At 59.2% G+C, this 26,974-nt stretch carries 21 protein-coding genes and 1 pseudogene; 11 read left to right on the forward strand and 11 right to left on the reverse strand.

The genetic code is table 11. From position 1 onward, the window contains the following. Window positions 1-64: 64 nt before the first annotated feature. Window positions 65-2,602 carry a phage/plasmid primase, P4 family gene (locus XI05_RS00495; RefSeq protein WP_271497822.1) on the forward strand — a complete coding sequence of 846 codons (2,538 nt, stop codon included), beginning with the start codon at window positions 65-67 and terminating at the stop codon, window positions 2,600-2,602. 560 nt (window positions 2,603-3,162) lie between these two features. Here the strand turns inward: XI05_RS00495 and XI05_RS00500 are convergent. Further along, the gene (locus XI05_RS00500) at window positions 3,163-3,585 is read right to left on the reverse strand and encodes a GFA family protein (RefSeq protein ID WP_271497825.1); all 423 of its coding nucleotides are present in this window, start codon (window positions 3,583-3,585) and stop codon (window positions 3,163-3,165) included. 859 nt (window positions 3,586-4,444) lie between these two features. Between XI05_RS00500 and XI05_RS00505 the strand changes: the two genes are divergently transcribed. Both XI05_RS00505 and XI05_RS00510 read left to right on the forward strand, forming a co-directional pair. After that, the gene (locus XI05_RS00505; protein ID WP_271497828.1) at window positions 4,445-4,900 is read left to right on the forward strand and encodes a low affinity iron permease family protein; all 456 of its coding nucleotides are present in this window, start codon (window positions 4,445-4,447) and stop codon (window positions 4,898-4,900) included. Further along, window positions 4,900-5,421, forward strand: coding sequence for a DUF1003 domain-containing protein (locus XI05_RS00510; protein WP_271497831.1), 522 nt, complete (start codon window positions 4,900-4,902; stop codon window positions 5,419-5,421). The genes XI05_RS00505 and XI05_RS00510 overlap by 1 nt, the downstream gene beginning before the upstream one ends. 321 nt (window positions 5,422-5,742) lie before the next feature. On the opposite strand, the gene XI05_RS00515 is transcribed toward XI05_RS00510, so the two are convergent. After that, on the reverse strand, window positions 5,743-5,931 hold the full coding sequence (locus XI05_RS00515; protein WP_271497834.1) for a DUF3606 domain-containing protein: 189 nt from the start codon (window positions 5,929-5,931) through the stop codon (window positions 5,743-5,745). A gap of 299 nt (window positions 5,932-6,230) precedes the next feature. Here XI05_RS00515 and XI05_RS00520 point away from each other — a divergent pair, with 299 nt between their 5' ends. Both XI05_RS00520 and XI05_RS00525 read left to right on the forward strand, forming a co-directional pair. Continuing rightward, the gene (locus XI05_RS00520; protein ID WP_271497837.1) at window positions 6,231-6,515 is read left to right on the forward strand and encodes a hypothetical protein; all 285 of its coding nucleotides are present in this window, start codon (window positions 6,231-6,233) and stop codon (window positions 6,513-6,515) included. Further along, window positions 6,516-8,193: pseudogene (locus XI05_RS00525) on the forward strand (PHP domain-containing protein). It abuts the gene before it with no gap. Window positions 8,194-8,370: 177 nt separating this feature from the next. Here the strand turns inward: XI05_RS00525 and XI05_RS00530 are convergent. Then, window positions 8,371-9,267 carry a 3'-5' exonuclease gene (locus tag XI05_RS00530; protein WP_271497839.1) on the reverse strand — a complete coding sequence of 299 codons (897 nt, stop codon included), beginning with the start codon at window positions 9,265-9,267 and terminating at the stop codon, window positions 8,371-8,373. Window positions 9,268-9,306: 39 nt separating this feature from the next. Between XI05_RS00530 and XI05_RS00535 the strand changes: the two genes are divergently transcribed. After that, window positions 9,307-11,289 (forward strand): DUF2075 domain-containing protein, encoded by a 1,983-nt coding sequence (locus XI05_RS00535; RefSeq protein ID WP_271497843.1) that lies wholly within the window; start codon window positions 9,307-9,309, stop codon window positions 11,287-11,289. Between the two features lie 190 nt (window positions 11,290-11,479). Here XI05_RS00535 and XI05_RS00540 read toward each other — a convergent pair whose 3' ends face one another. From XI05_RS00540 to XI05_RS00550, 3 genes are read right to left on the reverse strand one after another with little or no spacing between them, the layout of a single operon-like run. Further along, entirely contained in the window at window positions 11,480-12,280 is an 801-nt protein-coding gene (locus tag XI05_RS00540; protein ID WP_271497846.1) for an ABC transporter permease, read from the reverse strand. Continuing rightward, on the reverse strand, window positions 12,277-12,873 hold the full coding sequence (locus tag XI05_RS00545; protein WP_271497849.1) for an ABC transporter ATP-binding protein: 597 nt from the start codon (window positions 12,871-12,873) through the stop codon (window positions 12,277-12,279). The genes XI05_RS00540 and XI05_RS00545 overlap by 4 nt, the downstream gene beginning before the upstream one ends. Before the next feature lie 3 nt (window positions 12,874-12,876). Further along, window positions 12,877-13,911, reverse strand: a complete 1,035-nt coding sequence (locus XI05_RS00550; RefSeq protein ID WP_271497853.1) for a Cj0069 family protein — start codon at window positions 13,909-13,911, stop codon at window positions 12,877-12,879. 716 nt (window positions 13,912-14,627) lie between these two features. Between XI05_RS00550 and XI05_RS00555 the strand changes: the two genes are divergently transcribed. From XI05_RS00555 to XI05_RS00575, 5 genes are all read left to right on the forward strand, one after another. Next, window positions 14,628-14,861 carry a hypothetical protein gene (locus XI05_RS00555; RefSeq protein WP_271497856.1) on the forward strand — a complete coding sequence of 78 codons (234 nt, stop codon included), beginning with the start codon at window positions 14,628-14,630 and terminating at the stop codon, window positions 14,859-14,861. 18 nt (window positions 14,862-14,879) lie between these two features. After that, on the forward strand, window positions 14,880-15,788 hold the full coding sequence (locus tag XI05_RS00560; protein ID WP_271497859.1) for a DUF1259 domain-containing protein: 909 nt from the start codon (window positions 14,880-14,882) through the stop codon (window positions 15,786-15,788). Between the two features lie 235 nt (window positions 15,789-16,023). After that, window positions 16,024-16,485, forward strand: coding sequence for a hypothetical protein (locus XI05_RS00565; RefSeq protein ID WP_271497862.1), 462 nt, complete (start codon window positions 16,024-16,026; stop codon window positions 16,483-16,485). A 737-nt stretch (window positions 16,486-17,222) separates the two neighbouring features. After that, window positions 17,223-19,691, forward strand: coding sequence for a family 16 glycoside hydrolase (locus tag XI05_RS00570; RefSeq protein WP_271497864.1), 2,469 nt, complete (start codon window positions 17,223-17,225; stop codon window positions 19,689-19,691). After that, entirely contained in the window at window positions 19,688-21,568 is a 1,881-nt protein-coding gene (locus XI05_RS00575; RefSeq protein ID WP_271497867.1) for an alpha-amylase family glycosyl hydrolase, read from the forward strand. Before XI05_RS00570 ends, XI05_RS00575 begins: the two co-directional genes overlap by 4 nt. A gap of 395 nt (window positions 21,569-21,963) precedes the next feature. Here the strand turns inward: XI05_RS00575 and XI05_RS00580 are convergent, their stop codons facing one another. The 5 genes from XI05_RS00580 to XI05_RS00600 form a co-directional block, all read right to left on the reverse strand. Then, window positions 21,964-22,656: an MgtC/SapB family protein gene (locus tag XI05_RS00580; RefSeq protein ID WP_271497870.1), complete on the reverse strand. Its 693-nt coding sequence runs from the start codon at window positions 22,654-22,656 to the stop codon at window positions 21,964-21,966. Window positions 22,657-23,708: 1,052 nt separating this feature from the next. After that, window positions 23,709-24,188: a GNAT family N-acetyltransferase gene (locus XI05_RS00585; protein ID WP_271497873.1), complete on the reverse strand. Its 480-nt coding sequence runs from the start codon at window positions 24,186-24,188 to the stop codon at window positions 23,709-23,711. 44 nt (window positions 24,189-24,232) lie between these two features. After that, the gene (gene hisN / locus XI05_RS00590; RefSeq protein ID WP_271497876.1) at window positions 24,233-25,033 is read right to left on the reverse strand and encodes a histidinol-phosphatase; all 801 of its coding nucleotides are present in this window, start codon (window positions 25,031-25,033) and stop codon (window positions 24,233-24,235) included. Window positions 25,034-25,335: 302 nt separating this feature from the next. Next, window positions 25,336-26,439 (reverse strand): HupE/UreJ family protein, encoded by a 1,104-nt coding sequence (locus XI05_RS00595; protein ID WP_271497879.1) that lies wholly within the window; start codon window positions 26,437-26,439, stop codon window positions 25,336-25,338. After that, complete coding sequence (locus XI05_RS00600) at window positions 26,436-26,966, reverse strand: hypothetical protein (RefSeq protein WP_271497882.1); 531 nt, start codon at window positions 26,964-26,966, stop codon at window positions 26,436-26,438. The genes XI05_RS00595 and XI05_RS00600 overlap by 4 nt, the downstream gene beginning before the upstream one ends. Window positions 26,967-26,974 lie beyond the last annotated feature (8 nt).

A 26,974-nucleotide genomic window follows, 5' to 3' on the forward strand; every position in this document is an offset into this window, starting at 1 on the left:
CCAGCGGGATTAACTGACGAATTTAAGGCCTCCTTCAGCTTCGATTCGGCTGGACGGAGGTCTCATGGCTGGGAAACAAGATCAGGACGAACAACCCGCCGTCATGCTGAGGGCCGCGCTCGGCTATGCGGCAAAGGGATGGCCAGTATTTCCCTGCCACCCTCACTCCAAACAGCCCCTCGTGAAAGGGGATGTAGATCCAGCGACAGGAAATTTCATTTCCGGCACTGGAGGTCTCAAGAAGGCGACCACAGACCGTGCGCAGATCGAAGCTTGGTGGCGGAAATATCCAAATGCGATGATCGGGGTGCCGACGGGCGCGGCCATAGGCGCCTTCGTGGTCGATATCGACGCGGGCACGGATAACACGTCAGGCGAGGTTTATGAGGCTCCGGATATCCTCGGTCGCCTCGAAGCCACGCTTGGCTGCTCGCTGCCGCCGACACGAGTATGTCGCACGCCGCGCGGCGGTATGCATCTGTACTTTCGGTTACCCAAGGGCGGCGCGGCGATGCCACGCAATCGTGCCGGCATCTTGAAGCGCGTCGATGTGAGAGGGGAGGGCGGATACGTCATTGTTCCTCCTTCTTTTCGGTCAGACCGCGCCGGTTATATTTGGCAGAGCGAGGACGATGCTGCCGAGGCCTGGGCGCCTGCTGAACTGCTGAGCTTTTTGGCGGCACCGGGTCGTCGCGATGGTTTGCGTCAGACCAGCGCCGGAGCGACCTCAAAAGGGACCTACGGTCTGAAGGCACTTGCCGATGAAATCAGCGCCCTGCGAAATGCAGCGGATGGGACTCGCAATGACACGCTGTTTCATAGCTCCATAAAGCTGGCGCAACTTGTAGCCTCCGGGCACCTCGACGAAATAGTCGCCCGCTCCGCCCTTGAGTCGGTGGCGAGGCAGTGGCCAAATCTCCATAAGTCAAAAACGACCATTGCTTCGGGCTTTGCGCGCGGTCTCGCGGAGCCGAGGTCAGTCGCGACGCGCGGAGCCAAAAATCGGCCTGCTGGGCGGGTTGCTGACCTCGCGCCGGCGGCCCCGAAGATTGCCGCCTCTATTCTCGCGCGCCTCGGTTTGGATGAGGATCACCAGATTCAGCTCGACGGAGAACTGGCTCAGTGTCCCCTGACGGACCTAGGCAATGCCGAACGCTTTGCCCGCCGGATGCAGGATCGGCTGATGGCGGTGCCGACGCGGGGGTGGTTTCAGTGGGACGGCTGCCGATGGACGATGAATGGCGCGGAGGACGCGGCGCGAATTGCAGCGCAGTACGTGGCGCGATCGATTCAGCGCGAGGCGAGTGCGCTGTCCGGAAGCGATGAAGACGCGGTGGTCGAAGTTCGCTCTCCTGGTGCCAAATGTGAGCGGGAGATCAGGTTATCCGACAAATTGAGGGATTGGGGTCGAGAGACAGAAAACGATCGGCATCTGACGGCATTGCGCAAGCAGGCCGAGCCGATGATGGCGGTCGACCAGGCGCGGCTCGACGCTGATCCCATGAAGATCAACACAAAGAATGGGACGCTTAAGGTCAATCGCAACTGCGGCGACGAGGATCCTATTAGCTTTTATGAGCATGATCCCGCTGATCTTATTACGAAGGTTATTGATGCCGAATACGAGGCAAGCGCGACGTGCCCGGTGTACGATTCCTTCCTCAAGAAAGTGCAGCCCTCGGCAAGAGTTCAGCGCTTCCTGCACCAATGGGCTGGACTCGGGCTCACGGGCGACACGTCAGAACAGAAGCTGCTGTTCTTCTGGGGAAAGGGACGCAACGGCAAGACGACGCTGGTGGAGGCGTGGGCGTCGATTTACGGCGACTACGCGTGCTCGCTTGCCGTTGAAACCTTCATGGACAATGGCAGGGGGCGAAGCGGAGGTCAGGCCACACCGGATCTCGCGCTCCTTCCGGGAATTAGGTTCGTCCATACTGATGAGCCGGCTCGCAACGCGCGCCTGTCGGAGAGCCACGTAAAGCTTCTGACCGGAGGCGACACGATCCAAGCCCGGGAGCTGAACAAGGGCTTCTTTAGCTTCAAGCCGCAGTTCAAGTTGACGATGTCGGGCAACTACCGGCCGAAGGTGGACGGTGGCGAGGCGTCTCAGGGCACGTGGCGCCGCCTGATCATGGTGCGCTGGGCAATAACGGTTCCCGAGCAGGACGTTGATAGACAGCTATCGGCAAAGCTAAAGGCGGAGGCTTCCGGCATCTTAAACCGGTTGCTCGATGGCCTTCGCGATTGGATCGACCACGGCCTGCTCGTCCCCGAGGAGATCAAGGAAACGACAGAGGAGTATCGCAGCGACAGCGACGTCCTTGGTCGCTTCCTACAAGAATGCACCATGCGGGCGGAGGGGCAGCGCTTGTCTAACGCAGAGCTCCATAACCTGTTTGTCGTTTGGAGCAGGAAGAACGGGGAGCGGCCGTGGACAAAGAAGAGTTTGACCAGCGCGATGAAAGAGCGGGACTACGAGCAGTCCCGAGGGGAGGAGCGCTATTGGAAGGACATCGTCGCCACCAAGGCAGTGGGTGACTTCGCGGTTAGCGCCTCGGCTGAGGACGATTTAGAGGGTGAGGAGGCCGAGAACGACAGTTGAAAGTGTCGGGAAATGCGAGCGTCCAGGAAGTGTCGGGGCTAAAAAAGCTCGAGAAAAGTGGGGCTTCCCGACGGTTTCGACACTTTAGACAGTTCTTCGCACATAACTCCCTAAGCGCGCGCCCGCGCGCGCAGGAAGGGCTGGCTCAGGACACCCAAGTGTCGGAAGCGTCGCGCAGGTTCGGTGTCAACCGGTGTCAACCTTGTCAACCCTGTCAACCTAACTTTTGGAGTGCTCCGGCTAGCGAGACTGAGGGGTGCGAATTACCCGCGGTTGCTCAGGACGCCAGAGGGACCCGTAAACAAAAGGGCCGAGCGCGATGAAGCCATCGGCCTGATGGATGTGGCGAAGTCTTGAGAGAAAGCATCCAAGGAGGGCAGCGGCGAACCCAACCAGCAAGGCCGCACACTTTTGGGAGCACATCGGGCCGGTTTTGCCTCAATAGCGGGCCTGTGTCGGACGGCGTGCATGGACAGCTTTTTGTCCGTTGCCGACCATCCACGTCCGTTGCGCCCGGCTAGAGCCCTGCGACGCAACAAGGCAAGCAGCGTCCGTAGCGGTTAGCGTGCTGCCTTGGCCGATTGATTGTCTAAGCCGGAGGGAGTGACGTCTCTCTCATGCTGCCCCGCTGCTTCTATCGGATGCTGCCAAGGCTCGCGGCGTATGATCCATCCCTCAACAATCGGTGTAATGCCGCTTGGCACCGCATCAAGAGTACCGATGTATATCTCAACTTGGCGCTCGTTGCGGCTGAAAAGGCGGGAACCGCAATTGGGACAGAAGCTCCGTCCCCGATACGTGTTGACTTCCCCGGTGTATTCGAACTGCTCGGGGCGCCAATCGGCGTAGGCAAGAAAAGCCGACCCAGTCACTTTCCGACAATCCGCGCAGTGGCATAGACCGCTCTTATAGGGATTTCCTGTTACCTTGTAGCGGATGCCCCGGCACAAGCATCCACCTTCTCTAATGATCTCAGCAACCATGCAAACTCCATCGGATCAGCGCTCCCTGACATTAAATGAACGCGTTGCAGCCTTTCTCGTTGCCGCCGGCGTCGAACGGAAATTTCGAGCAAGATCCTGAGCTATCAGACCGGTGACGGCTTATGGCCCATCGCTGCCCAGCGGAAAGCTCGATGGGGCGTCGGCTGCCGTGTGTAGAGCGGAAGCTGATTGCAGCGGTCGGGACCGCCGATTTTGACCCGTTGCAGACATTTGCAGATACATCCATTGGATGTTCGTGAAATGAATCGTCAATGGCGGACAAGCTTTCCGATAAAGAGCATTTAGCTTCTCTCGCTACGAATTTCCAATTTATCGAGCGGTGCGGTGCATAAGCCCGGAAATGGCCCATGGCTTCCATTAGGGCTTAGCGTCCATCGCTCACCGGATACAACAGTGCTACCATCCTGATATCACTGGAGCTGCGCATGCCGACGTGGTTTTCCGCCTCTTCGCTATGGCCTGTATGCCTGCCGCATGTGACATGGTGCGCGACCCTGAACGATCTACAAAGGCTTGGCTCTCGACCGCCTTAGTCTTTGGGCCGTTTGCGCTTCTGGCGCTGCTCATTGTTGGCCGCGCTCGAGCGTCAAGATCCCACTGAGGAGGCTTACGTAAATAGGTAGGCTTGCCCGCTTTGCGTGGTCAAACGCTCGGACCAGCGGTCAGTGAGCTTCGGTTTACCCGCATCCAGCACGCGCCATTTCGATCAGTGGTCGTCCGGACGTCGTCTCGTGCGGGCCCAAGCCGCCACACTCGTGCTTTTCACAAAAACGAGTTCCGTCTCGCGGAACTTTCAAGAGAACAGGTCGTTTTCTGGCTAACGGAGGACGAGATGGTCGTGAGCCAGCCCAGACACGGAGAACCGTCGGTTATCTCTAAGTTCTTCGGCGATCTCGCTAACCGGACTTCCTTAGCCGCAGGTCGTGCCTCGACCTTCCTTTTGGCAGCAGGTGTCGTGCTGGTCTGGGCCATCAGCGGTCCGCTTTTTCACTTCTCAGACACTTGGCAGCTCGTCATCAATACTGGCACGACCATTGTAACTTTCCTTATGGTGTTTCTTATCCAGAATTCTCAGAACCGCGATAGCGCAGCCATCCAGGTCAAACTGGATGAGCTTATCCGGGTAAGCTCGGCTCGCAATTCCCTCGTCGGCATTGAGCATCTCACAGACGAAGAGATCGACGAACTTCGCTCAAAATGCGAAGAGCGCGCGCTGGCGGAGAAGGTTGGCGACGAGACACTTGACAGGACGCGGAAGTCAGCGCGGCGAGCCGCTGAGCAGGTGGCAAGCTAATGTTGCCCCGCCCGGCGTCAACTCGAGCGTCGGTCAAAAATATTGATGCTATCCTGAGCCTTGAAAAGCGTGAGGAAGAGAAGCTCGCTCTCCATCACCGCGTTTTTCATGCGATCGGATCTTTCGTCGGTACCGTACAGTTTATCGTAGTGCAATGCGTCGTGGTGGCGTGCTGGATTGCCGTTAACGCGTTCTTCGCCGACCATGCTCTTGATTCATTTCCCTTCCCGCTGCTCGCGACCATCCTAGCCTTTGAGGCAGTGTTTCTCACGTCCTGCGTTTTGATCCGCCAAAACGCCACTGACCGCATCCTGGAGAAACGAGATCATCTAGAACTGCAAATCAATCTCCTTGCAGAAAGAGAAGCGACACGGTCCTTAAGAATATTGCAGAAGATTGCCAGTCGTTTGGATATTGATGACGAAGACTGCCGGCATGACGAACTGGCGAGTGAAACATCGGTTGACCAGATTGCTCGAGACTTGCAGGAGCGCGAAAACGCCGGGGCTGTGGAACGTTGAAAATCGAACCTGGCGGAGCACACACTGCAGTTTGGGGTTGGCGCTGACAGCCCGGGGGCCAGCGCGGTTGACAAGAAATGGTGCCATTCGGGAAGGCCAGCTTGGCGGCATGAAGGATTGATGGCGATCTCGGTGAGACCCGACGACCTCGGCAAGAGCGTGAGATGTTAAGGTGCTAAAATCATCATGGCAGGCGTGAGGATCGCCATCTGGCGGTGCCGTCATGATCTTCGAATGGTGCGCGCTGGTCGGACTTACAAGGGCGCTGAGCTTGCCAGTTTCGGTGGTGGCCTCTCCCGAATCTCAACTCGCTGCAAAAGCTCACTTGCGCTTTAGCTTCCGCTCTACCTTCTTCCGGCTACTTCCCACCTTCTTGACCGCCTTCTTCACTGCCGAAGCGGAGCGACGAGTCTTCTTCGCCTCGTAACGAACCTCGTAATCCTGTCCGCCCGCCACGCGTGCGCGATCCTGCTTGCGACCGCGAGCGGTCGATTTCGTCGCCTTAGCCATATTGGACCTCCCTTCATTCCTTTGCGAAAACGCACAGAGATTCAGCTGGTTCCGTAATCCTACGTCGGCCTTGCGGTTTGTCGAACGAATCCACCGTCCAATGGGTCCCATCCGCGATGGATCGCGAAATCAAATTCGACGGCTGCCGCTCTAGGTCCAACTCGCGCACGAAGTCGTAAAAAGTCTTCACCGACCGGTGTCACCGCCTGAAGCAACCGCGTCAAGAAGGTGCCGAGGTCTCCTGGCGGTCAAGCCGGGTCGGCGACGGCCGAACTATCGGGGACAACGGGCGTTTACTGATGATGTCAGACGCGTTCGACTATTTCCGCGCCTATGCCGTGCGAGCTCTTTGCAAAGCGCGATCGATGCCGAAGGGCCGGATGAAGCACCTACAGCTCGTCGTCGGCCGCATTTATAACCTCCTCAAGAAGGAGGCGGCTTTTGGCCCGAACACGCAGCACATGGAAGACTTCCGAGCAGCGCAGAAGCTAGAACGATCACTGGATAGTGGCCCGAAAGAACCGTCCGCTCGAACTCGCTTTGGCGCATCGAGTCCTCATCGGGCAGAGCAGGGGGGGCGTTGAGTGGCTCCCCTCGACGCGCGCACCGTAGCAAGTCTCCTGCGAGAATATGCGCAGCGGGCCGCCCTTCGTGGCGGCAACCCGTACCGGGCAAAAGCCTACTCTCGCGCGGCCGACAGTTTGGGCGCCCTTACTGTACCTTTGGACGTCCTCGTTGCCGAAGACCGGCTCACTGAGATCCCTGGGGTCGGCGATGCGATAGCTGACATCATTACCAAGATTCACAAGACGGGCACTCACCCAAGTCTGGAAAAGCTGAGGCAGGAGATCCCTGAGGGCGTGCTCGAAATGCTCGCCGTGCCTGGCCTTCGTCCGGAGAAAGTGCTGCGGCTCTACAGAGATCTGGGCATAGCCTCCCTCGCCGAACTAGAGGCCGCCGCCAAAGACGACCGCATCAAGAAGGCGAAAGGACTTGGTGCAGCGCTGCAGACCAAGATCCTGCAAAACCTCGCCATCGCGAAAAGCGGAGAAGGCCGCCTCCACCTGCACCGTGCCGCCACTCTGCTCGCGCACGCTCAGAATTCCATCCGGAAGGCTCAGCCCGAGCTCAAGCGCGTGACGATCGCCGGCGACTTCCGCCGTGGCTGTGAACTCGTCAGAGACCTTGCAATCGTTGCGGAGGCCGCCCAGTCAGGCAAGACGCCGAAGCCACCGGCGGCCGGCCTGCAAATCTCCATCTCCGACCGCAAGCACTTCGGGGCCGCCCTTCTTTTCGCCACCGGCTCCGCCACCCATGTCGAGCAGCTCCAGACATTGGCCGCGGAGAAAGGAATGCGGTTGGAGCCCGATGGCTTGCATAAGGGCCGCACTCTGGTCGCGGGCGAGGAGGCGGACATCTATCGCGCTCTCGGGCTGCCATTCATCGATCCCGAGCTCCGGGAGGGGCGGGGCGAGGTCGAATTGGCTCTGAAGGGCGAGCTGCCGAAGCTCGTCACCGACGACGATCTCCGCGGTATCCTTCACTGCCACACGGATGCTTCCGACGGCGCCGAGACCCTGGAGACGATGGCGAAGGCGACCCGTCAGCGCCTTCGAATATTTCGGGGTCGCGGACCATTCAAAGTCTGCGCACTATGCCGGTGGTCTCACCGTGGAGGAGATCGTGCAGCAGCACCGGGAAGCGGACCGACTGAACAAGCAGTTCGCCAAAGAGTTCCGGATATTGAAAGGCATCGAATCCGATATTCTGGCGGACGGGTCGCTCGACTACGACGAGGAGGTGCTTGAACGTTTCGACTTCGTCGTCGCCAGCATTCACGGTCGTTTCAAGCTGGACCGCAAGGCGCAAACGCAGCGTTTGCTTCGGACCATTTCCAATCCTCACACAACCATCATCGGCCACATGACCGGGCGGCAGCTCCAGCGGCGGCCGGGCTACGAGATCGACGTCGAGAAGGTACTTCGGGCATGCGCGAAGCACGACGTCGTCGTCGAGATAAACGCGCATCCATGGCGTCTCGACTTAGACTGGCGCTGGCACCAGGCGGCGCTTGAGTTCGGCTGCTTGCTGAGCATCAATCCAGACGCGCACTCGATTGAAGAGCTTGACCACATGCATTGGGGTGTCGAGATGGCCCGCAAGGGCGGCGTCCCTGCCGACCGGGTCCTGAACGCGATGACGCTTCCCGAAATCACGCGCTACCTCCGCCAGAAGCGACGATCGCTTTCCCGCGCTGCCTGAGACAGTCAACTTAGCGCAGCTCGGCCTCATCACCGAAGACGGATTAACAAGCGCCGGGGTCGAGGTATTCATTGCTGCGTTTAAGGCCCAACGTGAAGTATTACGCTAGACGGAATCGATCACGTAGAGCTGGGCCCTAACAGGAATTGCGGGGCCGGGCAGCAGTCCACTATTCCTCTATATGCGGCTCGAAAATCTGTTCATCGCGCTCAGAATCTGAACTCTCGGAATAACTTCTTGCAGGTAAATGGTTGTTCTCAAGAAGTCGACTTCTGCTGGTTGATGAGCTTCGTCGACATCGATGTACCAAGATCTCGGCCTTCCATCTGCGCCGTCGCTCCAACGGTAACCTCGCTTTTTCAACGTGTCTTTTAGTTCAAAGGGCGATTGTTCCGCCCATATCCGAATTGTCTTGCGCCGAGCGCGTTCCAGGAGAATGGCGAAAGCCGATCGAACCTGGTTTGGTACGTTTGTGGACAAGATTTCAATCAAGGCCCGGCAATCGTCAATTGCGCGATGCGCTTGGTGAAAGAGGCCCACACCGGCCAATAAGTAGCCCAGTCGCGATCCGTCAAATCCGTGCCTACGCCATTCGATTTCCGTCGCAGAGCATGCCCACGGCTTCCGCTCAAAAACGGGCCAATAGCGCTCGGCAAATTTCCGATCAAAATTTGCATTGTGGGCGACGATGATCACAGCGTCCGAGACAAACGCCGAAACCGCATTCGGATCGATCCGATGTCCCAGCACCATTTCGTCCGTAATGCCCGTGAGCTCGGTGATCTCGTCAGGGATCGGATTCTGAGGCTCGTTGAAGGATGAAAAGACATCGGTGATTCGTGCAATCCTGTCATCTGGCAGATAGTCGAATTTCACCATCGCCAGCTCGATGATTTCGTCTTGTTCTGTATTCAGGCCGGTGGTTTCAACATCAAGTAAAATACCCGTCTTTGTTGCCTGCCCATCGCATGGCGCGAATTCTGTCCGGGGCGTGAGCCGACGAAGGACACGATAGTCCGGGGACTTCGATAATATGTCGGCCATTGCTGTTAGATTGATCTCGTTCGACATCATAGAATCAACCAAAAATCAGGCGGAAGCGCGCGAAACACAATGAATGGTGCCTTTTATTCTAGCTCGATCCAAGAGCTTGTCGATCTAACCCCAGACGCTATTCTGGGACGTCTCGCCAAGCAGAATCCCTTTGCACTAGATGCGTTGCAGCGCAACGCGTGGCTGAGGCAGATCGAGCTCGCGCGGGCTCAATTTGGTGGGCTCGATGGTTGGATTGCATTTGAGTTTGCGATCCCGCGCATGGGCAAGCGTGCCGACGTGGTGGTGACTACGGCGGGAATCGTTTTCGTCATCGAATTCAAAGTCGGCTCGGATCAGTTCGATGCGGCAGCCCTCGATCAAGTTGTCGACTATGCCCTCGACCTGAAGAACTTCCATGCTGGGAGCCATGATCGGCGAATCGTGCCGATCGTTGTGGCGACGATGGCGGCAAATCCATCCGTTAAGCTCGCATGGCAAAATGACGGAGTCGCGAGCCCGGTCAAGTCGAATGGGGACAATCTGCGAGAAATCCTCGGGCGTGTCGTGCGCGAGATACCAAAGCAGGCTGACTTGGACGGCGCCCAGTGGTCGCGGACTGGCTACAAGCCCACGCCCACAATCATTGAAGCCGCGCAGGCGCTCTACCAGGGCCATCGGGTCGAAGATATTACGCGCTCCGACGCCGGAGCTAGAAATCTAAGTCAGACGGCAGCATGCCTTGCTGACATTATCGAGGATGCCAAGGCCCACCGACGCAAGGCGATCTGCTTCGTGACGGGAGTGCCGGGTGCCGGAAAGACCTTGGCAGGCCTCAATCTCGTGACACTTCGGACGAAGGCTCACGAGGACGAGCATGCCGTCTTCCTGTCCGGCAACGGTCCCTTGGTGGAGGTGCTGCGCGAGGCACTCGCACGGGACGAACACGCGCAATTAAAGGAGCGCGGCGAGAAGAGTAAGAAGTCCGACGCGCTCCGGAAAGTCAAAAGCTTCGTTCAGAACATTATGCACTTCCGCGACAGCAACCTCGTCACCTCTGAGCCTCCGATCGAGCGGGTTGCGGTGTTCGACGAGGCGCAGCGGGCATGGGACGCCAAGCATCTGGCAAACTTTATGAGTCAGAAGAAGGGGCAGACAAACTTCCAGATGTCTGAACCTGAGTTTCTCATCAGCGTCATGGACAGGCACGACGGCTGGTGCACAATCATATGTCTCATAGGCGGAGGACAGGAGATCAACGCCGGTGAAGCGGGGCTAACCGAATGGTTTTCCGCGCTCCAGCGAAGCTTTCGGAACTGGAAAGTCTATACTTCGGAACAACTAGCCCATCGAGACTACCATTGGGGGCAAGATCTACCGGCACTTCTCGCAGGGCTTGAGAGCCAATCTCTGCCGGCGCTTCATTTGGCGGTCTCGGTGCGATCGTTTCGTGCCGAAAAGCTCTCTGCGTTCGTTGGCGCCCTCGTCGCTGGGGAGGCCAAAGAGGCTAAAGCGCTATACCAGGCGATTAAGGAGACCTATCCGATCGTCCTGACGCGAGAGCTCGGCCACGCTCGGCAATGGCTCCGAGATCGTGGGCGGGGTTCGGAACGCATTGGTCTAGTGGCCTCGTCGGGCGCATCGCGCCTGAAGCCTGAGGGACTCAACGTTCACGAAAAGATCGAAGCAACGACATGGTTCTTGAACGGAAAAGATGATGTTCGCTCGTCCTACTATATGGAGGATCCTGCAACCGAGTTCGATATTCAGGGCCTGGAGCTCGATTGGGTGGGGGTGTGCTGGGATGCTGATTTTCGGTCGGTCGATGGCAGGTGGCAGTTCTATCGGTTTTCCGGCACGCGATGGCAGAACGTCAATGACGACAACCGCAAGATCTATCTGACCAACGCTTACCGTGTGCTGCTGACACGCGCGCGACAGGGGATGGTGATCTACATTCCGAGGGGGGATTCGATTGACGCCACCCGTCCACCAGCCTTCTACGAAGGAACGGCCGCGTTCTTAGCGGAGTGTGGGTTGCCGCTGCTTGACCGAGCAAACTGAGCAGAGTGAAAGTCGGTCGCTGGCCGACTTCTTCCATAACGTCGAATACGCGAATCGCCAGAACACCTAGATATTCATGCCTCGCCGCACCGATTAAAGGAACGAGCCCACAAACCAACTTCGCCGAGCGGCCGGACAAGGGAAGTGAAAGGAACCGACGCGATTTGCCGCCGTGGCTGCGCTCACATTCTTATTTTTCTGTCGCAATGCGATCCAGACGCAGCCGATGTCGATGATCAGTGAGCAAGCGCGCACCACCCAGGACGGCGACCAGTGTTCCCAGCCCGGTCCCGCCGGCGATCAGGAACATGATCAGCAATTGATATTTGACAGCATCGACCGGCTCGACACCCGCAAGGATCTGGCCGGTCATCATTCCCGGCAAGGAAACAAGTCCGATTGCCGCCATGCTGTTCATGATCGGCATGAAGCCGCTTCTCAAGGCGTCCCGTATGACCGGCAGCAGGGCTTGGTGTCGGGTGCCTCCCAGCGCAAGACAAGCTTCCACGCCGGCTCGTTCGCGCACCAGGCCGTTCGTCAGCACGTCCAGGCCCAGGCTTATTCCGGTCATGGTGTTGCCCAGCATCATGCCCAGCAACGGCAGAGCGTAGCGCGGGTGATACCAAGGATCGGGTCGCAGTTCCGTCAGGAGCGCGAACATCGTGACCGTACCCGCGGCGAGCAGCGTGCATCCCGCGCCCAGGCCGTACTTCCAGACGCCCTGAAGGCGCCGCTTCTGCCGCGCGACGATCTCTCGAGAGGCGAACAGGACCATGATCAGGGCGGCGAGAGCGGTCCAGAGCGGCGACACCGCGGCAAACAGGAACGTCAGCACGTATCCGACGAGAACGAGTTGCACCACCATGCGCACGGTTGCAATGGCCAGTTGCTTCTCGAGCTTGAGCCGGAGAAAAAGCGAAAAGACGCCGTCCATGACGACAAGAAGCGCAGGTAGGACCAGGTCGCCGTACGAAAGCTGGATGTAGGTCACGGCCGGCTTTCCTCGATCCCGCCGTCAGGCCTCATCACAAAAATCCTAGTCCCAACCCGGCGGGCTTGGGCGCCGTCGTGAGTGGTCCAGAGGACACTCGTTCCATCCGATATTCGTTCGGCAATCACACCTTCCACGGCCGCAGCGGCTGCCGGGTCGAGGGCCGAGGTCGGCTCGTCCAGCAGAAGGACCCGCGATCGCAGCATAAGCGCCCGCGCAAGTCCCAACCGCAATCTCTCGCCGGTCGAAAGTCTCTGGATGGACCACGATCCGCAGTGGTCCGGCAAGCCCAGTCGCGCGACCAGCGGAAGGGCATCCTTCCAGGCTGAGAAGTGCTCTTGCACGGTGTCGGACCACCAGCCTGGCTCGGCGGCGAGGTACGTCACTTGCCTTCGCCAGGCCGGGGCGGGCATCGCCTCTCTGAGAGTGCCGTCCAGCTTGACCGTTCCTTCGTTGGGATCGAGATCCGCGATGGAGCGGAGCAGCAAGGTCTTCCCGACTCCGGAAGGCCCCTGCAGGGCGACGCATTCGCCGTCCTGCAGGTCGAATGAGACGGAGAGGTGCAGGCGCTTGAGCCCACTGACGCTCAGCATGCGTCAGAGCTTAAGCTGCAGTCGGTCGGCAACTCGCCTGGCGATCTCCCCCGGCGCCTGCTCGGGGTATGGATGCACCGAGCTGACGTTGATTTCGCCGAGCACATAGCTGTCGCTCCCGTCGGCCTCGGCGGGGCCGAGCATGAAGTCGGCGTCCCAGATCGCGGGCAGATCACCTCGAGCGATGTCCAATAGAAAAGTTAGCTGCGGCGTCCACTCGTCTTCCATCAGCCGCCGGAGCCGCTGGAAGCGTGGATCCGCGTTTGACGTGTAAAGCCGCGGCCCAGCCTCGGAACGTGCGGCCGTTGATTCGACCAGGGCTTTGACTTTGTGATGGCCGAAACCGGCGCAGCGATCGCCTGCCATGTAGCAGCGCACCACGCCCTCGCTCAGGCGAGGTTGAAACACCTGGTCGACCACGCTGCCGTTCTCGAAATACTCCGCGCACCGACGGACAAAATCATCCAGGGTCAGTTCCTCGGGCGTCTCCTTGGTCGCATCCGTGACCTTAATCATAGAGGAGGTCGGCAGCTTCTCCACCTTCCAGACGCCTTGGCCACCGTTGCCCCGGCTGCGTTTGATTACGCGCGGCCCGGCGGCGAGCCGTGCAGGCAGCTCGGCGCGCATGTCTGCGGCGGTTTGATACAAGGCCGTGTCGCTGCCCCAGCTCATCGAGCGAGTGCGATAGAGGGCCTCCTTGGTTCCCATCTTGAGGATGACGTCAGGATGAGCGCTCACCCACACGCCCTGTGCGGCGATGTCGCGCAGCAGGGCGTCGAGGCCGGTGCGGTTTCTGCCACCTTGAATCGGGTTAACCCAGACGAGCACGCCGTCAACTGCGAGCAGTTGTTCGCGGACGGCGTCGGCGAAGCTTTCGTCATAGATAGCCGGGCGCCCATCGACGCCGACGGCGGCGAGCGCTTCGAAGACGTCGACAAAGCGGCCGTTCTTCGAAGTGGCATCTCGACGTGCGGCGGCATCTCCTCGCGAAAGGATGGCGACGGTACGTCGGGGAGAGGGGTGTCTTTCGGTAACCATGCGCAAGCTCCACTGTTGCGTGCTGCGCAGAACTTGGACCGAAGTCTCGCCGGGAGTCTGCTTGATCCCGCACAGGCAGTCTACGTGAACTCCGCCGGACGCTTCAAGATCGTAGCGGACGAACCTTGATCTAGCTCAACAACGCTTGTCGCCCCCCCCATCGACTCGTGGAGGCATGAAAGATACGGACAGACCAGAGCGAGAAGTTCCTGAGCCTACTCTTCGCGTCTGGAGGAAGCTGTAAAGATCATCGAAGAGTACGCGAAAGATCTCCGGGAAATCATCAAGAAGCTCCGTCAGAGGCTTCACTAAGGCCCAACTTGACGCCAAGTGTCGACTTGTTTCCTTACTTCGGATGAAATCTCGGTGACCCTCGTCTGGTGATTTCTTGAAATCCGTCGGCACACGCAGATTGACAGCCCTACCATCCGGGCCTTTATTTACGGCTCGGGGAAATGCGATCTCCCCGTGAGGCGTCATGCCCAAGAATCGCGTCCTGACCACCAAGGGCGCAGCATGTCAGCAATATTCACCCTCATTTTACCCGACGACCGGTTTCGTTTGATCAGTACGGCGGCCGCGTCGGCGCTCATCGACGCACGCATTGCCGCGCAACTGACGGACCAACAGGGCCGCGGGGCGGCTGGCCGACACATGCGGGGGAGGGCTACGCATCGAACTTCACCTGGGGCAGGGACACGACCAGGAGAACGACCATGCGAAATCGGACAATTTTCCAGACAGTCATCGTGCTTGCGACAACGATCGGACTTTCGGCTGCCAACGCCCTGACCCAGGAAGAGCTAATCGCCAAAATCCAGGCCGCCGGCTACTCGCAGGTGAGCGAGGTCAAGTCGACGGCCGAAGGTACGACGGCCAAGGCGATGAAGAATGGCAAGGAAGTACGCCTGGTGATCGACAGCAGCGGCCAGATCAAAGAGCGCAACTGAGTTCGAGGGAGCAGCACGATGAAACAAATTGGAGCATTGATCGCCCTCGGCGCGTGCCTCTTTGCACTTTCTGCCGGGCCCTTCGTATCGGCAGCACGCGCACAGAGCGTCGACTGGTCAAAGGTCGACGAAGCGCTTGGCCGCAAGGCAGCCGTATCGGATGACGTCCACCGCTACGGCTTCCCCCGCACCGATCTATCTGTCACTTTGGACGGCGTAGCGATCAAGCCGGCGTTGGCGCTTGGCGGTTGGGTTGCATTCAAGCCTGGGCACGGCGGCGCCATGGTTATGGGCGATCTTGTGCTACTGGAGACCGAGGTCAATCCAGTGATGGCGAAGATGATCGCGAGCGGCCTCCAGATCACCGCCGTGCACAATCATCTCCTGCGCGCGAGCCCGCCGACGTTCTACATGCATGTCGCGGGCCATGGCGATCCGGTCAAATTGGCCTCGGCGATCCACGACGCGCTGACCGAGAGTAAGACACCGCTGACCGTCGCGGCGCCGGCGAACCCGCCGCCCGCAGTCGATCTCGACACGGCCAAGCTCGACCAGATCATCGGCGTGAAGGGTCAGGCCAACGGCGGCGTCTATCAATTCAACGTCAAGCGGCGGGACCCGATCACGCAGGACGGCATGCCGCTGACGCCCGTCGGCCCGATGGGCGTCGCGATCGCTATCAACTTCCAGCCGACGGGAGGCGGAAAGGCCGCCATCACCGGTGACTTCGTGCTGACCGGCGTCGAGGTCAACCCAGTCATTCTGGCACTTCGGACGCACGGAATAGAAGTGACCGCGCTTCACAGCCACATGCTGGACGAGCAGCCGCGGCTCTTCTTCATGCATTTCTGGGCGAACGACGACGCCGTTAAGCTGGCCGAAAGCTTGCGCGCGGCTTTGGACAAGACTGCCAGCACAAAGAGTTGAGAAGGATCGAGGAGGAAGCGCGTGATGCCTTTCGAAGTCAAACCGTCGCCCGCGCGGGCGAGGCTTGCTTTGACGCTCATGCTCGTTTGGTGGATGGGAGGGAGCGCCGTGGCAGAAACTATGAACTTTGACGACAGTCCTGCCGGAAAACCTCCGGAAGGATGGACTTTGACGAAGACCGGCCAGGGACGACCGAAATGGACCATTGAGACCGACGCTACCGCGCCGAGCAAACGTGCTCAAGCAATCCGGGCGAGCGACCTTTCCCGTGGCCATCAAGCGCGATACCAGGATCGGTGACGGCTTTGTCGAGGTCAAATTTAAGGCCGTCGCCGGCTCAGAAGATCGGGCCGCGGGGATTATCTGGCGCGCGAAGGACGCGGACAATTACTATGTCGTGCGGGCCAACGCGCTGGAGGACAACGTGGTGCTCTACAAGACCGTCAAAGGCGTTCGAACCTCGCTAGAGATTGTCGGAGGAAAGGGCGGCTATGGTGTCAACACGCCGGTGGCGACCGGTCAATGGCACGCGCTGCGTTGCAACTTCACAGGAAATCGGTTCAAAGTGACTTTTGATGGAAAGCCGTTGTTCGAGGTGGAGGACTCCACGATCACAGACGCCGGCATGATTGGCTTGTGGACTAAGGCGGATAGCGTAACCCTCTTCGATGATATGGCATATGGCGAGGTCAAATAGCTTCCTGTCCAGCTCTGCCGGAGATAGTCGCTGGCGAGCCTAGTATTTCGGGCGATGAGACTTTGCCTATTCTCGCGCGTGCAAATTGGTTCACGTGTCGGGAGAATTGCGCGAAGTTTTTGCGTCTTTGGCAGGCTCTCCATGCGCCTTTCGCCATCGGCGGAATGCTGGATATTTCGGGGCCATGCGCCGGCCTTCTGCCGTCGGGCCGCACGCAACTGATCAGTAAAAGGAAGAATAGCGCCCGACAACTCTTTTCCTATGGCGGGAACGCCTCCCACATTGACCCACAAGGCATAAACTTCCCGAAAACTTTGATCATAAACATCGCAGGGTTCAAAATCTTGAGTGTAAGAGACGAGCGCAAGCGGGATGTCCGCTACGGGAATCCATGGCCTAAGGCGCCATCCTAGTCTGCACCGTCACATCGATCGGAATAAGCCCTCTCAGTGTTGGTGAAACGAGCGGCACTCGGTCGCCGCATCTGCCTCGATGGCAGCGATCAATGTAGCGCTCAGAATCCGTAGTTCGGTAGGGTGTTTGAGGCCTCGAAAAAGGGGGGACTATGTGAACTAGATCATTTTAGGTTGAGAAGGATGTTGGTTCACTCTGCGAGTCAATATCCTCCCGCGAGTTCTCAGGCGACGATTGGATCACCATTGGGAAGCGAATTGATGCCGGTACCACTGCCTGGCGAGTGAATGTTGGCCGTACGGCTTTTTCCAGGAGGACGGACAATGCCCCTCACCACCGAGACGACGTCTTTCACCAAAGACATCCAGGGTCGATATCTCTGCAACAACCTCGCCGAGGTCGACGCGTGGAAGGGATCAGGTGGGCGTCCGTTCGATTTTATCATCGTGGGAGGCGGAACATTCGGTTCTGCGATAGCGGAGCACCTCTGGTTCCGTCAAAAACAAGCCGGCGGCGGATTGCGAACTCTGATCGTGGATGCCGGGAGGTTCACTGTTCCGGAGCACGTCCAGAACACCGGAATTCAGGGTTTTACGGACCCAATCAATCCATTTTTTCTGAATGAGAGCCTCCCCCAGCCGGAGCCGCCGCGAAACGAGGTCTGGGGTATTCCCTGGGCATCGACCATTCCCTTCAAAGGCCTCGCATACACGCTGGGTGGCAGGTCGCTCTATTGGGGCGGGTGGTCGCCTCGCCTGCTTGACGAAGAGATGGCGACATGGCCCGAGGCCACGGTCGCTGACCTAAACGGCCGCTACTTCGGTGAGAGTTCGCGACAAATTGGTGTCGACGAAGCGAATGACTTCATTGCCGGCGAACTCCAAAACGCCTTGCGCCGGCAGCTCTTCGACAATCTCTCTACCGTTCCCGGTGCGTTTTCCCTCAGTGCACTGCCGCCGTCGCCGCTCCTGAAACCCGGCGCCGATCCCCTGCAGCTCCTCGGTTTGGCGTCTGCCGGTGGACTTTCTCAGAGCGACCTTCTGAATCTGTTGAAGCTGGAAGCGCCGCTTGCAGTTCAGGCGCGACCGCCGCATGCCGGGTTCTTTCCGCTCAACAAGTTCAGCGTCGTTCCTCTCCTGATGAAGGCGGCTCGGACAGCGGCGATCGATTCAAACGGAAATGATGCAATCAAGGAATTCATGGTCCTGCCGGACACGCATGTCCTGACGCTGCGTTCGGCTCCGACCGCCGGCGGATCTTGGCGTGTCACCGGTATCAATACCAACCGCGGCCCTATTAATCTGGCACCGGGCGGTACCGTCATCATGGCCCTGGGCACGATTGAGAACGCAAGGCTTGCACTAGCTTCGTTCGATGCAACCGGGCTGCCGACATTACCGCTCATTGGCAAAAACCTCATAGCGCACCTTCGTTCCAACCTAGTTATTCGCGTACCCCGCGCTTCTATCCCTGGGCTTTCAGCGACAGTAAACGAGCTGCAAACCGCCGCGCTGTTCGTAAAAGGGCGGGCGACGCAGTCCAATGGTGATCTAATCGGTAGGTTCCATCTGCAGATTGCGGCGAGTGGAGGCGGCGGTGCGGTCGGCGGGGAGGACGAACTCTTCCGCAAGGTTCCTGATGTTGATTTCTACGACCAACTCCGTACTTCGACTGATACGCATGTCGCGATCGCAATCAGAGGACTTGGAGAGATGGAGCCCGCCGACCCGGCAAATCCTGCCAGCCATCCGAGCCGTGTCGATCTGAGTTCGCGTACAGACGAATATGGGGTCCGCCGCGCATCGGTCACGCTCACGGCAACGCCTCGAGATCAAGTTCTCTGGAGCGCAATGGACGCTGCGATGCAGCAGGTCGCCGCGATATTTGCCAATGGGCAGCCAATGCAGGTGCTACAGAACGGGCAAGACGGGCTGGGGACGACACATCACGAGGCAGGCACGCTTTGGATGGGGACTGATCCGGCCTTGAGCGTCACCGATAGCAATGGCCGCTTCCATCACGTCGAAAACCTGTATGCGGCAGGCCCGGCGCTGTTCCCGACTATCGGCTCACCCAATCCCATGTTGACGGGCATAGCCCTCTCGCGCCGTACAGGCGACTTCATCATGTCGCCGTCACCATTCGTTGCGGACGCCGGCTTTGAAAGGCTGTTCGACGGCAACTCGATTGGTGACTGGAAGATGTCGACGATCAGCAATCAGCCCGGGCGAGACGATCCCGGTTCGTTTCGAGTTCGCCGAGGTGTGCTCGAGGGACGGACCGGCACAGATCTCGGTCTCCTCTGGCTCTCGCGAACAAGTCCAAGCCGCTACGTATTGCGGCTACAATGGATGATGACCGCGCCTGACGACAATTCCGGCGTATTCATCGGCTTCCCGGACCCGCGGAACGAAGGTTACGACAACACAGCCTATGTCGGCGTCAACTTCGGTTTCGAGATACAGATCGACGAATTGGCCCGGCCTGACAATGCGCCGATCCATAGAACTGGTGCCGTCTATTCCTTCAAAGGACCCACAGACGGGACATTGGTCGTCCGACCGCCAGGAGAGTGGAACGACTATGAGATCACCGTCGACGGCGCTGACATCACGGTCGCGTTGAACGGACAGACGGTGAATGTCTTCCATTTCGCCGGTGACCCGCAGTCTCCGCGTCGAGGTCTTCCATCAACCCCGCAGGACCCTCGGTTCATCGGCTTGCAGACGCATACCGGCCGCGTGCTCTTTCGTAACATCCAGTGGAAGCCGCTAGGAGGCATTGTGGCATGAACCTTATGCCACTTGGATCGCTGGGCGCCATCGAGACGAATGGCACCGTTGCGTTCGGACTTTGGCTTCCCTGGGTATCGGGGACCGACGGCAATGTGGTGACCGTCAAGATTATCCACGAGGCCGATCAGTTTCTCCAGGAGATTCCAGCACGCGAATTTCAGCTAGCGCACAGCGATCGTCCGCCATACGGGGACTTTTGGTCAACGACCGTGCCCATCGCCGGAACTGCTCCCGCGGCGCCTGGCTCTGCCTGGGGAACGCCCGGCCGGTATGTGTATCGCTACACGATCACGAATCCGAACAGTGGTAAGCTCGATTGGATCATAGACCCATTTGCACGCGAGTTCGGGGGCGGCAAGCAGTCTGCTTTCACATTGGGCTACCAGCCCTACGAATGGAGCTCCGGGGAAGCGCAATGGAAAACACCTGCGCTTGCCGATCTGATCCTCTATGAAGTCAACATCGCAGAGTTTGGCAGCGACCTCGATCACGTCCGCAGGCTCGTCGCCTACCTAGCGGATCTCGGCATCAACGCGATCGAGATCATGCCTCTGTCCAACGTCGGCGGCTCCGTCGACTGGGGCTATCTGCCGATTGGCTACTTTGGCGTCGACGAGCGTTTTGGGAAGCGGTCAGATTTCCAGCAACTTGTCGATATCTGCCATCAGCACGGTATCGCCGTTATCATTGACGTCGTGTACGGCCATACGGGGGTAGACTTCCCCTATTACGATGCATACACGCGGTTACGGTATCACGAAAACCCGTTCATGGGGCCGTTTGCCAAAGACTATTTCAGCAACTTCGGCAAGAGCACGGATTTTAATCGAGCGATCACTCGAGACTATTTCTATTCCGCAAACCACCATTGGCTCGACGTGTATCACGTCGATGGTTTTCGCTACGACTGCGTGCCGAACTACTGGGATGGGCCGATGGGCGTCGGCTATGCGAACCTTGTTTATCAGACTCACCAATTAACGAAAGCCAAGATTGCGGCGGGTAGTCCGTACTGGAGCCGGTTCGATAAGGGACCGGGTCAACCGTTGGCGCTCATTCAGATGGCTGAGCAGTTGGAGGGGCCGGAGGACGTACTGCGTACCACTTACTCGAACAGCACGTGGCAGAATAGCACGTTCGATGCCGCGCGCGCGGTGGCAAGGGGTGACCGCGGACGGCTCTCCGATCTTGGCTTAAAGCTCGGACTATTCGGCTATTCCGACCAGGAAACCGCAAACGGCGACATCATCCCCAAAACCGCTCTTCAGTATATTGAAAATCACGATCACGAACGCTTCCTGTGCAATTTCGGCACCTACAACCCTGATGAAGCGGGGAATCCGCTCTTCATAGAGGGCGACCGCGCGCGCTGGTACATGCTGCAGCCGTACTTGATCTGTCTCCTAATGAGTAAGGGCATGCCGATGCTCTGGCAAGGTGAAGAGTTTGCGGAGAACTACTTCTTGCCGGATTTCGGAATGGGGAGGGTCGCGCTGCTCCGACCGATGCGGTGGGATTTCTTCTACGATGAGTCGGGTCGGCCAATCGTAAGCTTGGTGCGCAAGCTAATGCGCATCCGGAGGGAGAGAGACCACATTCGTCGAGGGACGTACTTCTTCTTTAACGATTGGGACCGCTATCAGCAGTTTGGCATCTTGCTGTTCGCGCGTTATGACGGCACACAATACACATTGGTCGCGGTCAACACTGGCGACACTGATCAGACCGTTCCATTTTGGTTTCCGGTCGCTGGCGACTATGCCGAGGAGCTGCACGGGGGTTCACTTAGTCTGACAAACATTTCGGCGCTCCAGCCGGTGGCGCTCCGCGTTCCCTCGCACTACGGTCGAATTTGGACCTTGAAGCGGCTGTGAGGCAAGCAATAGCGTTGATTGCGTGTCTGCTTGATCACGGCCTGCGCTGCAGCCATGGGCGAATCGATTTGACCTGGCTAGACAGAGCAAAGCAAGCCGCAAACAAGGTAACGGCACGCACGTAGCTACCGGGCGGCGGCTATTTTTCTGCAGCACTTTGCTTAAGGCGGTCGGCCATTGGCCGACTTATTCCATAGCTAGTTATACAGCTCAGAGTTTCAAGCCGCGCCGCACGATCCTGATTGAGCAGACGAGCCCACGGACCCACGCCTGCTTTGAGGCTGGAATGTCGTCAGTGAGTAAAAGCAGACAATCGGCGGGCTCGCCGACAAAGGTCCACTAAGGGGCCAACAGGGGACATCCGCGCCGCAGAGGAAGTCAACGAACTTGCCTTCTTAGTCGCCCGTTGGGGTGATGCGGAACTCAACAACTTCTGGTCGGTCGCGCAAATGTTTTGCGAGTCGTTCGGCGTTGAGCCTGTCGCGGCTCTTGATCGTCATCCGGTACTCGAACTGCTGCCCGCGTTCGCTTAATCGCGATGACAAGTTGGCAATCGTAAAACCGTGATCGCCGATCATCTTGTGAACCTCGTCTTCTCCCATCACCCGATCCCGCGCAAAACGCAGCATGTGGTGAGCATAGAACTCGCTCGGCAGTCGCGCCTCGATGAGCCTAAACAGCGCGAGCACCATGAGAGTCGCCAAAGCGCCTACGAAGGCAGCAAACCAGAATCCAATTCCAACCAAAATACCGATAGCCGCCGTCACCCAAATTGACGCGGCCGTTGTTAGTCCTCTGACAGTCAATCCCTCTTTGAAGATGACGCCCGCGCCCAAAAAGCCAATGCCAGTCATGATGCCTTGGGCCATGCGGGTTGGGTCGGTGCGAATCGCGTCATGCTCGAGCAGAGTCATCCACTGATTTTGGTAAACCGTGACGATCATCAGAATAGAAGAGGCAATGCAGACAAGGGAATGTGTTCTAAAGCCTGCTGGACGTCCGTGAAACGTGCGCTCGAAGCCGATCATCGCGCCGATCGCGAGGGCTCCGGCCACTCTGACAATAATCACCAGTTCATCGTGACCCATGACTTAGCACCTTGGTCTACAGGGCTTACACCACCTCATGTTCATCTCGATTCGGAGCAAGCTCTCGGGCCGGCAGTCGATCAGCCACGCAACCGTTTTGCGCGTGTCCAAGCCTGCCGGAGATATCGCTTTCGAGCTTTCGGCGCATCAACTTTGAGACCCCAAACCCTCACCACCTGCTTTGAACAGCCGGAAAGCTCCGCGATCTCTTTGTAACTCGCGAGGCCGTTCCTCAGCATGTAAAGCGCAGCGGACTTCGTAGCGTCCCAATCTGGCTTGTGCGTTTTCACCAACAGCTCATGGACAATTGGAAAAGAAGAAGCCCGCCTCCCGGCGGGAATTTCAAAAGGCGGGAAGCAACTCAGAGCCACAGAGGCACGGCTCCTGCCGCCCAAAGTTACGCTAACACACTGATCGTGTACGCCAAAGCGTATTGGCAGCCGATGCCATGAGCCCGTCCACAGGGAAGGTCGCTTCGCACCACAAAACGAAGTGGTCATTTCGGCCCAGCGCCTGCTCCCGGCCAGAGGCTGCCTTCGCCAGCCCTGCATGATCCTGTTCGGGCCACCTTGAGAAGGCAGACCTTATGGCGCTCTGATCTAAGGTTCATCGGGGCCAACAACAGACATCCCCCCGCGGCACCTTTGGAGCTTCAGCCACGTTCGCCAGAACGCGAAAGGTCTCACCGGCGATCTCGGCCGCTTGGCCATAGAATGATGACGCCGATGATGATCGGAGCCAGCCCAAAAGCCAAGGCCAGCCAGAACATGGGTTCTTGGAGAATGTAGAAGATCTCACGCATGCGTAAGCATAGCGGCGCCTAAACACGTGGTCACGGGTTGGCGCCGTGGCCTTCGTGGTCTCCACTCTGCATACGGAAAAACCCCGCCTCCGAGAGGAGGCGGGGCTTAGTTAAAGGGAGGTACTTGCTTGGCCAGCGCGTACCCCCACGCCAAGGCTACCACAAGAGGGGCATGCATCAACAGCCAGTTTGACAGCGAAAGCCTGTCGCGGCCACCGCTCGGGGCGTATACAAGAAATGGCCCAGCCCCTCATTCATTGTGTCCATTGCCCAGGGCCCGCCAGGGGCGTCGCACTTCGAAGTATGTTTTGCCGCCGCGCTCGAAGCCCGCCCCTTCATAGAAGCGCAGGGTCGTCTCACGCTTCGAACCTGTCGCCAAATGAATCTTATAGCAATCAGCCCGCGCGGCGAGATCAAGAGCGTGGGCAAGAACCCGGCGGCCCAGCCCGAGCTTTCGGTATTCTGCGTGGGTGACCATATTTTCGATCACTCCATACGGCCTACCGCCGCGAGACAGATTCGGCACGATGGCGAGAGTGCATGAAGACACAAGCAGTTCTGCTGTTTGCGCGACAATCACAGTCATGAAGCTGGAAGCAAGCAGGGTCGCCCAAACGCGCTCGGCTGTTGCCGCCTCCGGTTGAGCCTCATGCGGATGAAGGTGCTGGTAAAGTGTCAAGACCGCAGGCAGATCGCATTGCGTGGCAGCACGGATAATGATCTCGTTCATTCAATGATCCACAAGGAGGAGTTTGCCGCCGCGGAACGAGGCGCTCACTGAGCCCGCGTGTTAACCCCGCTATTGAGGAGGTGAAGGGCCTCTTGATGAAGATCGGCAGTTGCTGAAGCTAAGACTGGGCCACCCTCCTCGGCCCTTTCTCCATCAATCCGCGTCACCACTCCGCCCGCCTTTTCGATGATCGGGATCAACGCGACGATATCGTAGGATTGGAGCGAAGGTTCGACTGCGAGGTCAATACGGCCAGCAGCGACCATCGCGAAGGCATAGCATTCGCCACCGTAGCGAGTCATTCGAACCGAGGCGGCAAGGCGATCGAAGCCCCGCTTGAGCTCACCATGATAGCGCTCAGGCGAATTCGTATGCAGGATGGCCCGCGAAAGCGTGCCGACGTCTCGCGTAGACAGTCGCTCGCGCTTACCTGCATATTCGCACCAGGCTCCATCGGCGGAGGCCCAGAAACGCTCGCGCGTGAAGGGCTGGCTCATCATTCCCAGTTCGGCTCGGCCATCTACGGTGAGCCCGATCAGCGTGCCCCAGACAGGAAGGCCGCAGATGAAGGGACGCGTCCCATCCACGGGGTCCAAGACCCAGCGGCAAGTTCCGCTTCCGGTTAGACCGAGTTCTTCGCCCAGAATAGCATGGTCAGGATATTCGGCTTCGATCGCTGCTCGAATCGCAATCTCGGCTTGCCGGTCAGCGTCGGTCACCGGGTCAAAGTAACCCGCCCCGGTTTTGGAATCGACGACAAGGTCGGTTCGAAAGCGCGGCAAGGTTTCGCGATCGGCGATATCTGCCAATCGATGAAGGAAATCGGCGCCCGGCAATTTCGGCATATGTATCCCCAATCGTGCACACTCCCTGCTGTTGTATACGGACAATTGTCGAACTACACCCTAAACTTGCATAATGGCCGGCTGTGATCTTGAAGGTCGAAGCCGACACACCGCGAGACCAAGGCGAGACCAAAAAATGACCGCGTCACGGCTGGTTGCGCATGTCTTAACGGGCCAAATTGGTCCGCCATTGCTCGAATTGGACGCAAGTACGTCTCCAATCGGACGCCGGATTGAAGAGACAGCCGCACAAGTTGAGGAGGTCAACATAACGAGGGGTGACCCGACTAAGCGGAATCTCATCAGTTCGCGGCGACTAGAACGCGATCGACGAGGAAGGCGAGCCCAGCGACCAGCACGAGCGCGGAGAGCGCCGTCACCGCCCGCCGCTCCCACGCGGCGCGCCGAAACCAGAGGAGGACCGGCAGGAAAGCGGCGATCACCGCTGCCTGGCCGGCTTCAACGCCGAGGTTGAACGACACGAGCGCGCCGGCCAGGGCGGCCGGCGGCAGATCGAGATCGAGCAACGCGCCGGCAAAGCCGAAACCATGCACGAGGCCAAACGCGAAGCCCACGGCCCAGCGCCACGACGCCGTGCGCCTGACGAAAATATTTTCGGCCGCGACGTAGACGATCGACAGCGCGATCACCGGCTCAACGATCCAACTAAGCGGCGACGCCGCGCCCAGTACCGCCACGGCCAAGGTGATGCTGTGCGCCACCGTGAAGGCGGTGATGACGGCGAACAAGGATCCGATTCCTCCGCCGCCCAGGACGAGGGCCAGCACGAACAGGAGGTGATCAATTCCCGTCAGGATGTGTTCGATGCCGAGCCGAAAGAAGGCGAAGACGCCGCTCCCGGCGGTAACCTCGGGCGCCGGGCTCCCGCTCGGTGCTGCGACAGCGAGGCGAGCCTCGCGCCGGTCGCGTTCGAGGGTGTATTGCTGCACGCTCCCCAGGCCTTCGACACGGACAAGCGTGTGGTAGTCGTTGCCGAGCGCGTCGGACAGGTCGTCGCGCAGCAAAAGTTCGTGCGGCGGACCGGGGCAGGCGTAATCGACGATTACCACGGCGTTGGCGCGGTCTGGCGTGGGCGCCGTGACCGTCCCGGGCACCGGCTCGCACTTCACCTCTTTTGCGGAAATCGAGACTTTGCGCGCGACCAAATCGGCCAGCGTGGCGTAGCTTTCATTGCGCTGCGGCCGTACGCCGGCGGCCGTCTCGGCGACGGCCGCCGCAAGCGCGTCGGGCCCGAGCGTGAGGCTATATCGGACAGTTCCGCCAGACAGGCTCACCGTGGCATAGCCCATCGATCCGGCGACGTGTCCGTGCGCTGTTCCGAACAACAGCAGCAGGGCAAGAGCGGCCCACGGCGCCGTGCGATGGGGAGAGGCGGGCGGCGTCATAGCGCTTCCGCTCCAGTCATGACCTCGGCCCATTCGCCGCCGACGAAGCGGGACATCAGGTAGAGCCGCGGATTGCCATCGATGCGCATGTACTGGAGGTACCCCTCGGGGTTGAACTCACCGAAGCTGGCGGCAAGCACCAGATCGCCGTCCCGTCCGTAAAGCTTCACGGAGAGCCGCGGCGGGTCGAGGCCGAACGGCGCCGGATCGCTCCCCACAAGCCCTGCCGCCTCGATCTCGCGGACAGGCCCGGAATTGTGCATGATTTGAACGGCCTTGCTGGCCTGGAGCCCGGCGGCGCCGATGTTGACGCCATCAGGCGTCACCCACTCTGTCTCGCCCGCACGGAGCAGGGTAACTCGCCGCGTGCCGCGGCTCAACTCCACCCGCGTGACCTCTTCCGGCGCGCGTTTGAGCACGCCCTTGGCCTCGAACCGCACGAGCTGGCGTTGCACCGGCATGGCGCCGCTCACCACCATCGCCGCGAGGTAGAGGAGCGCGAGCGCCGCGAGGACGGGATGCAGCACGTGCCCCC

It is taken from the genome of Bradyrhizobium sp. CCBAU 11357 (assembly GCF_028128865.1).
In the GTDB taxonomy this organism is placed as follows: Bacteria; Pseudomonadota; Alphaproteobacteria; order Rhizobiales; family Xanthobacteraceae; genus Bradyrhizobium.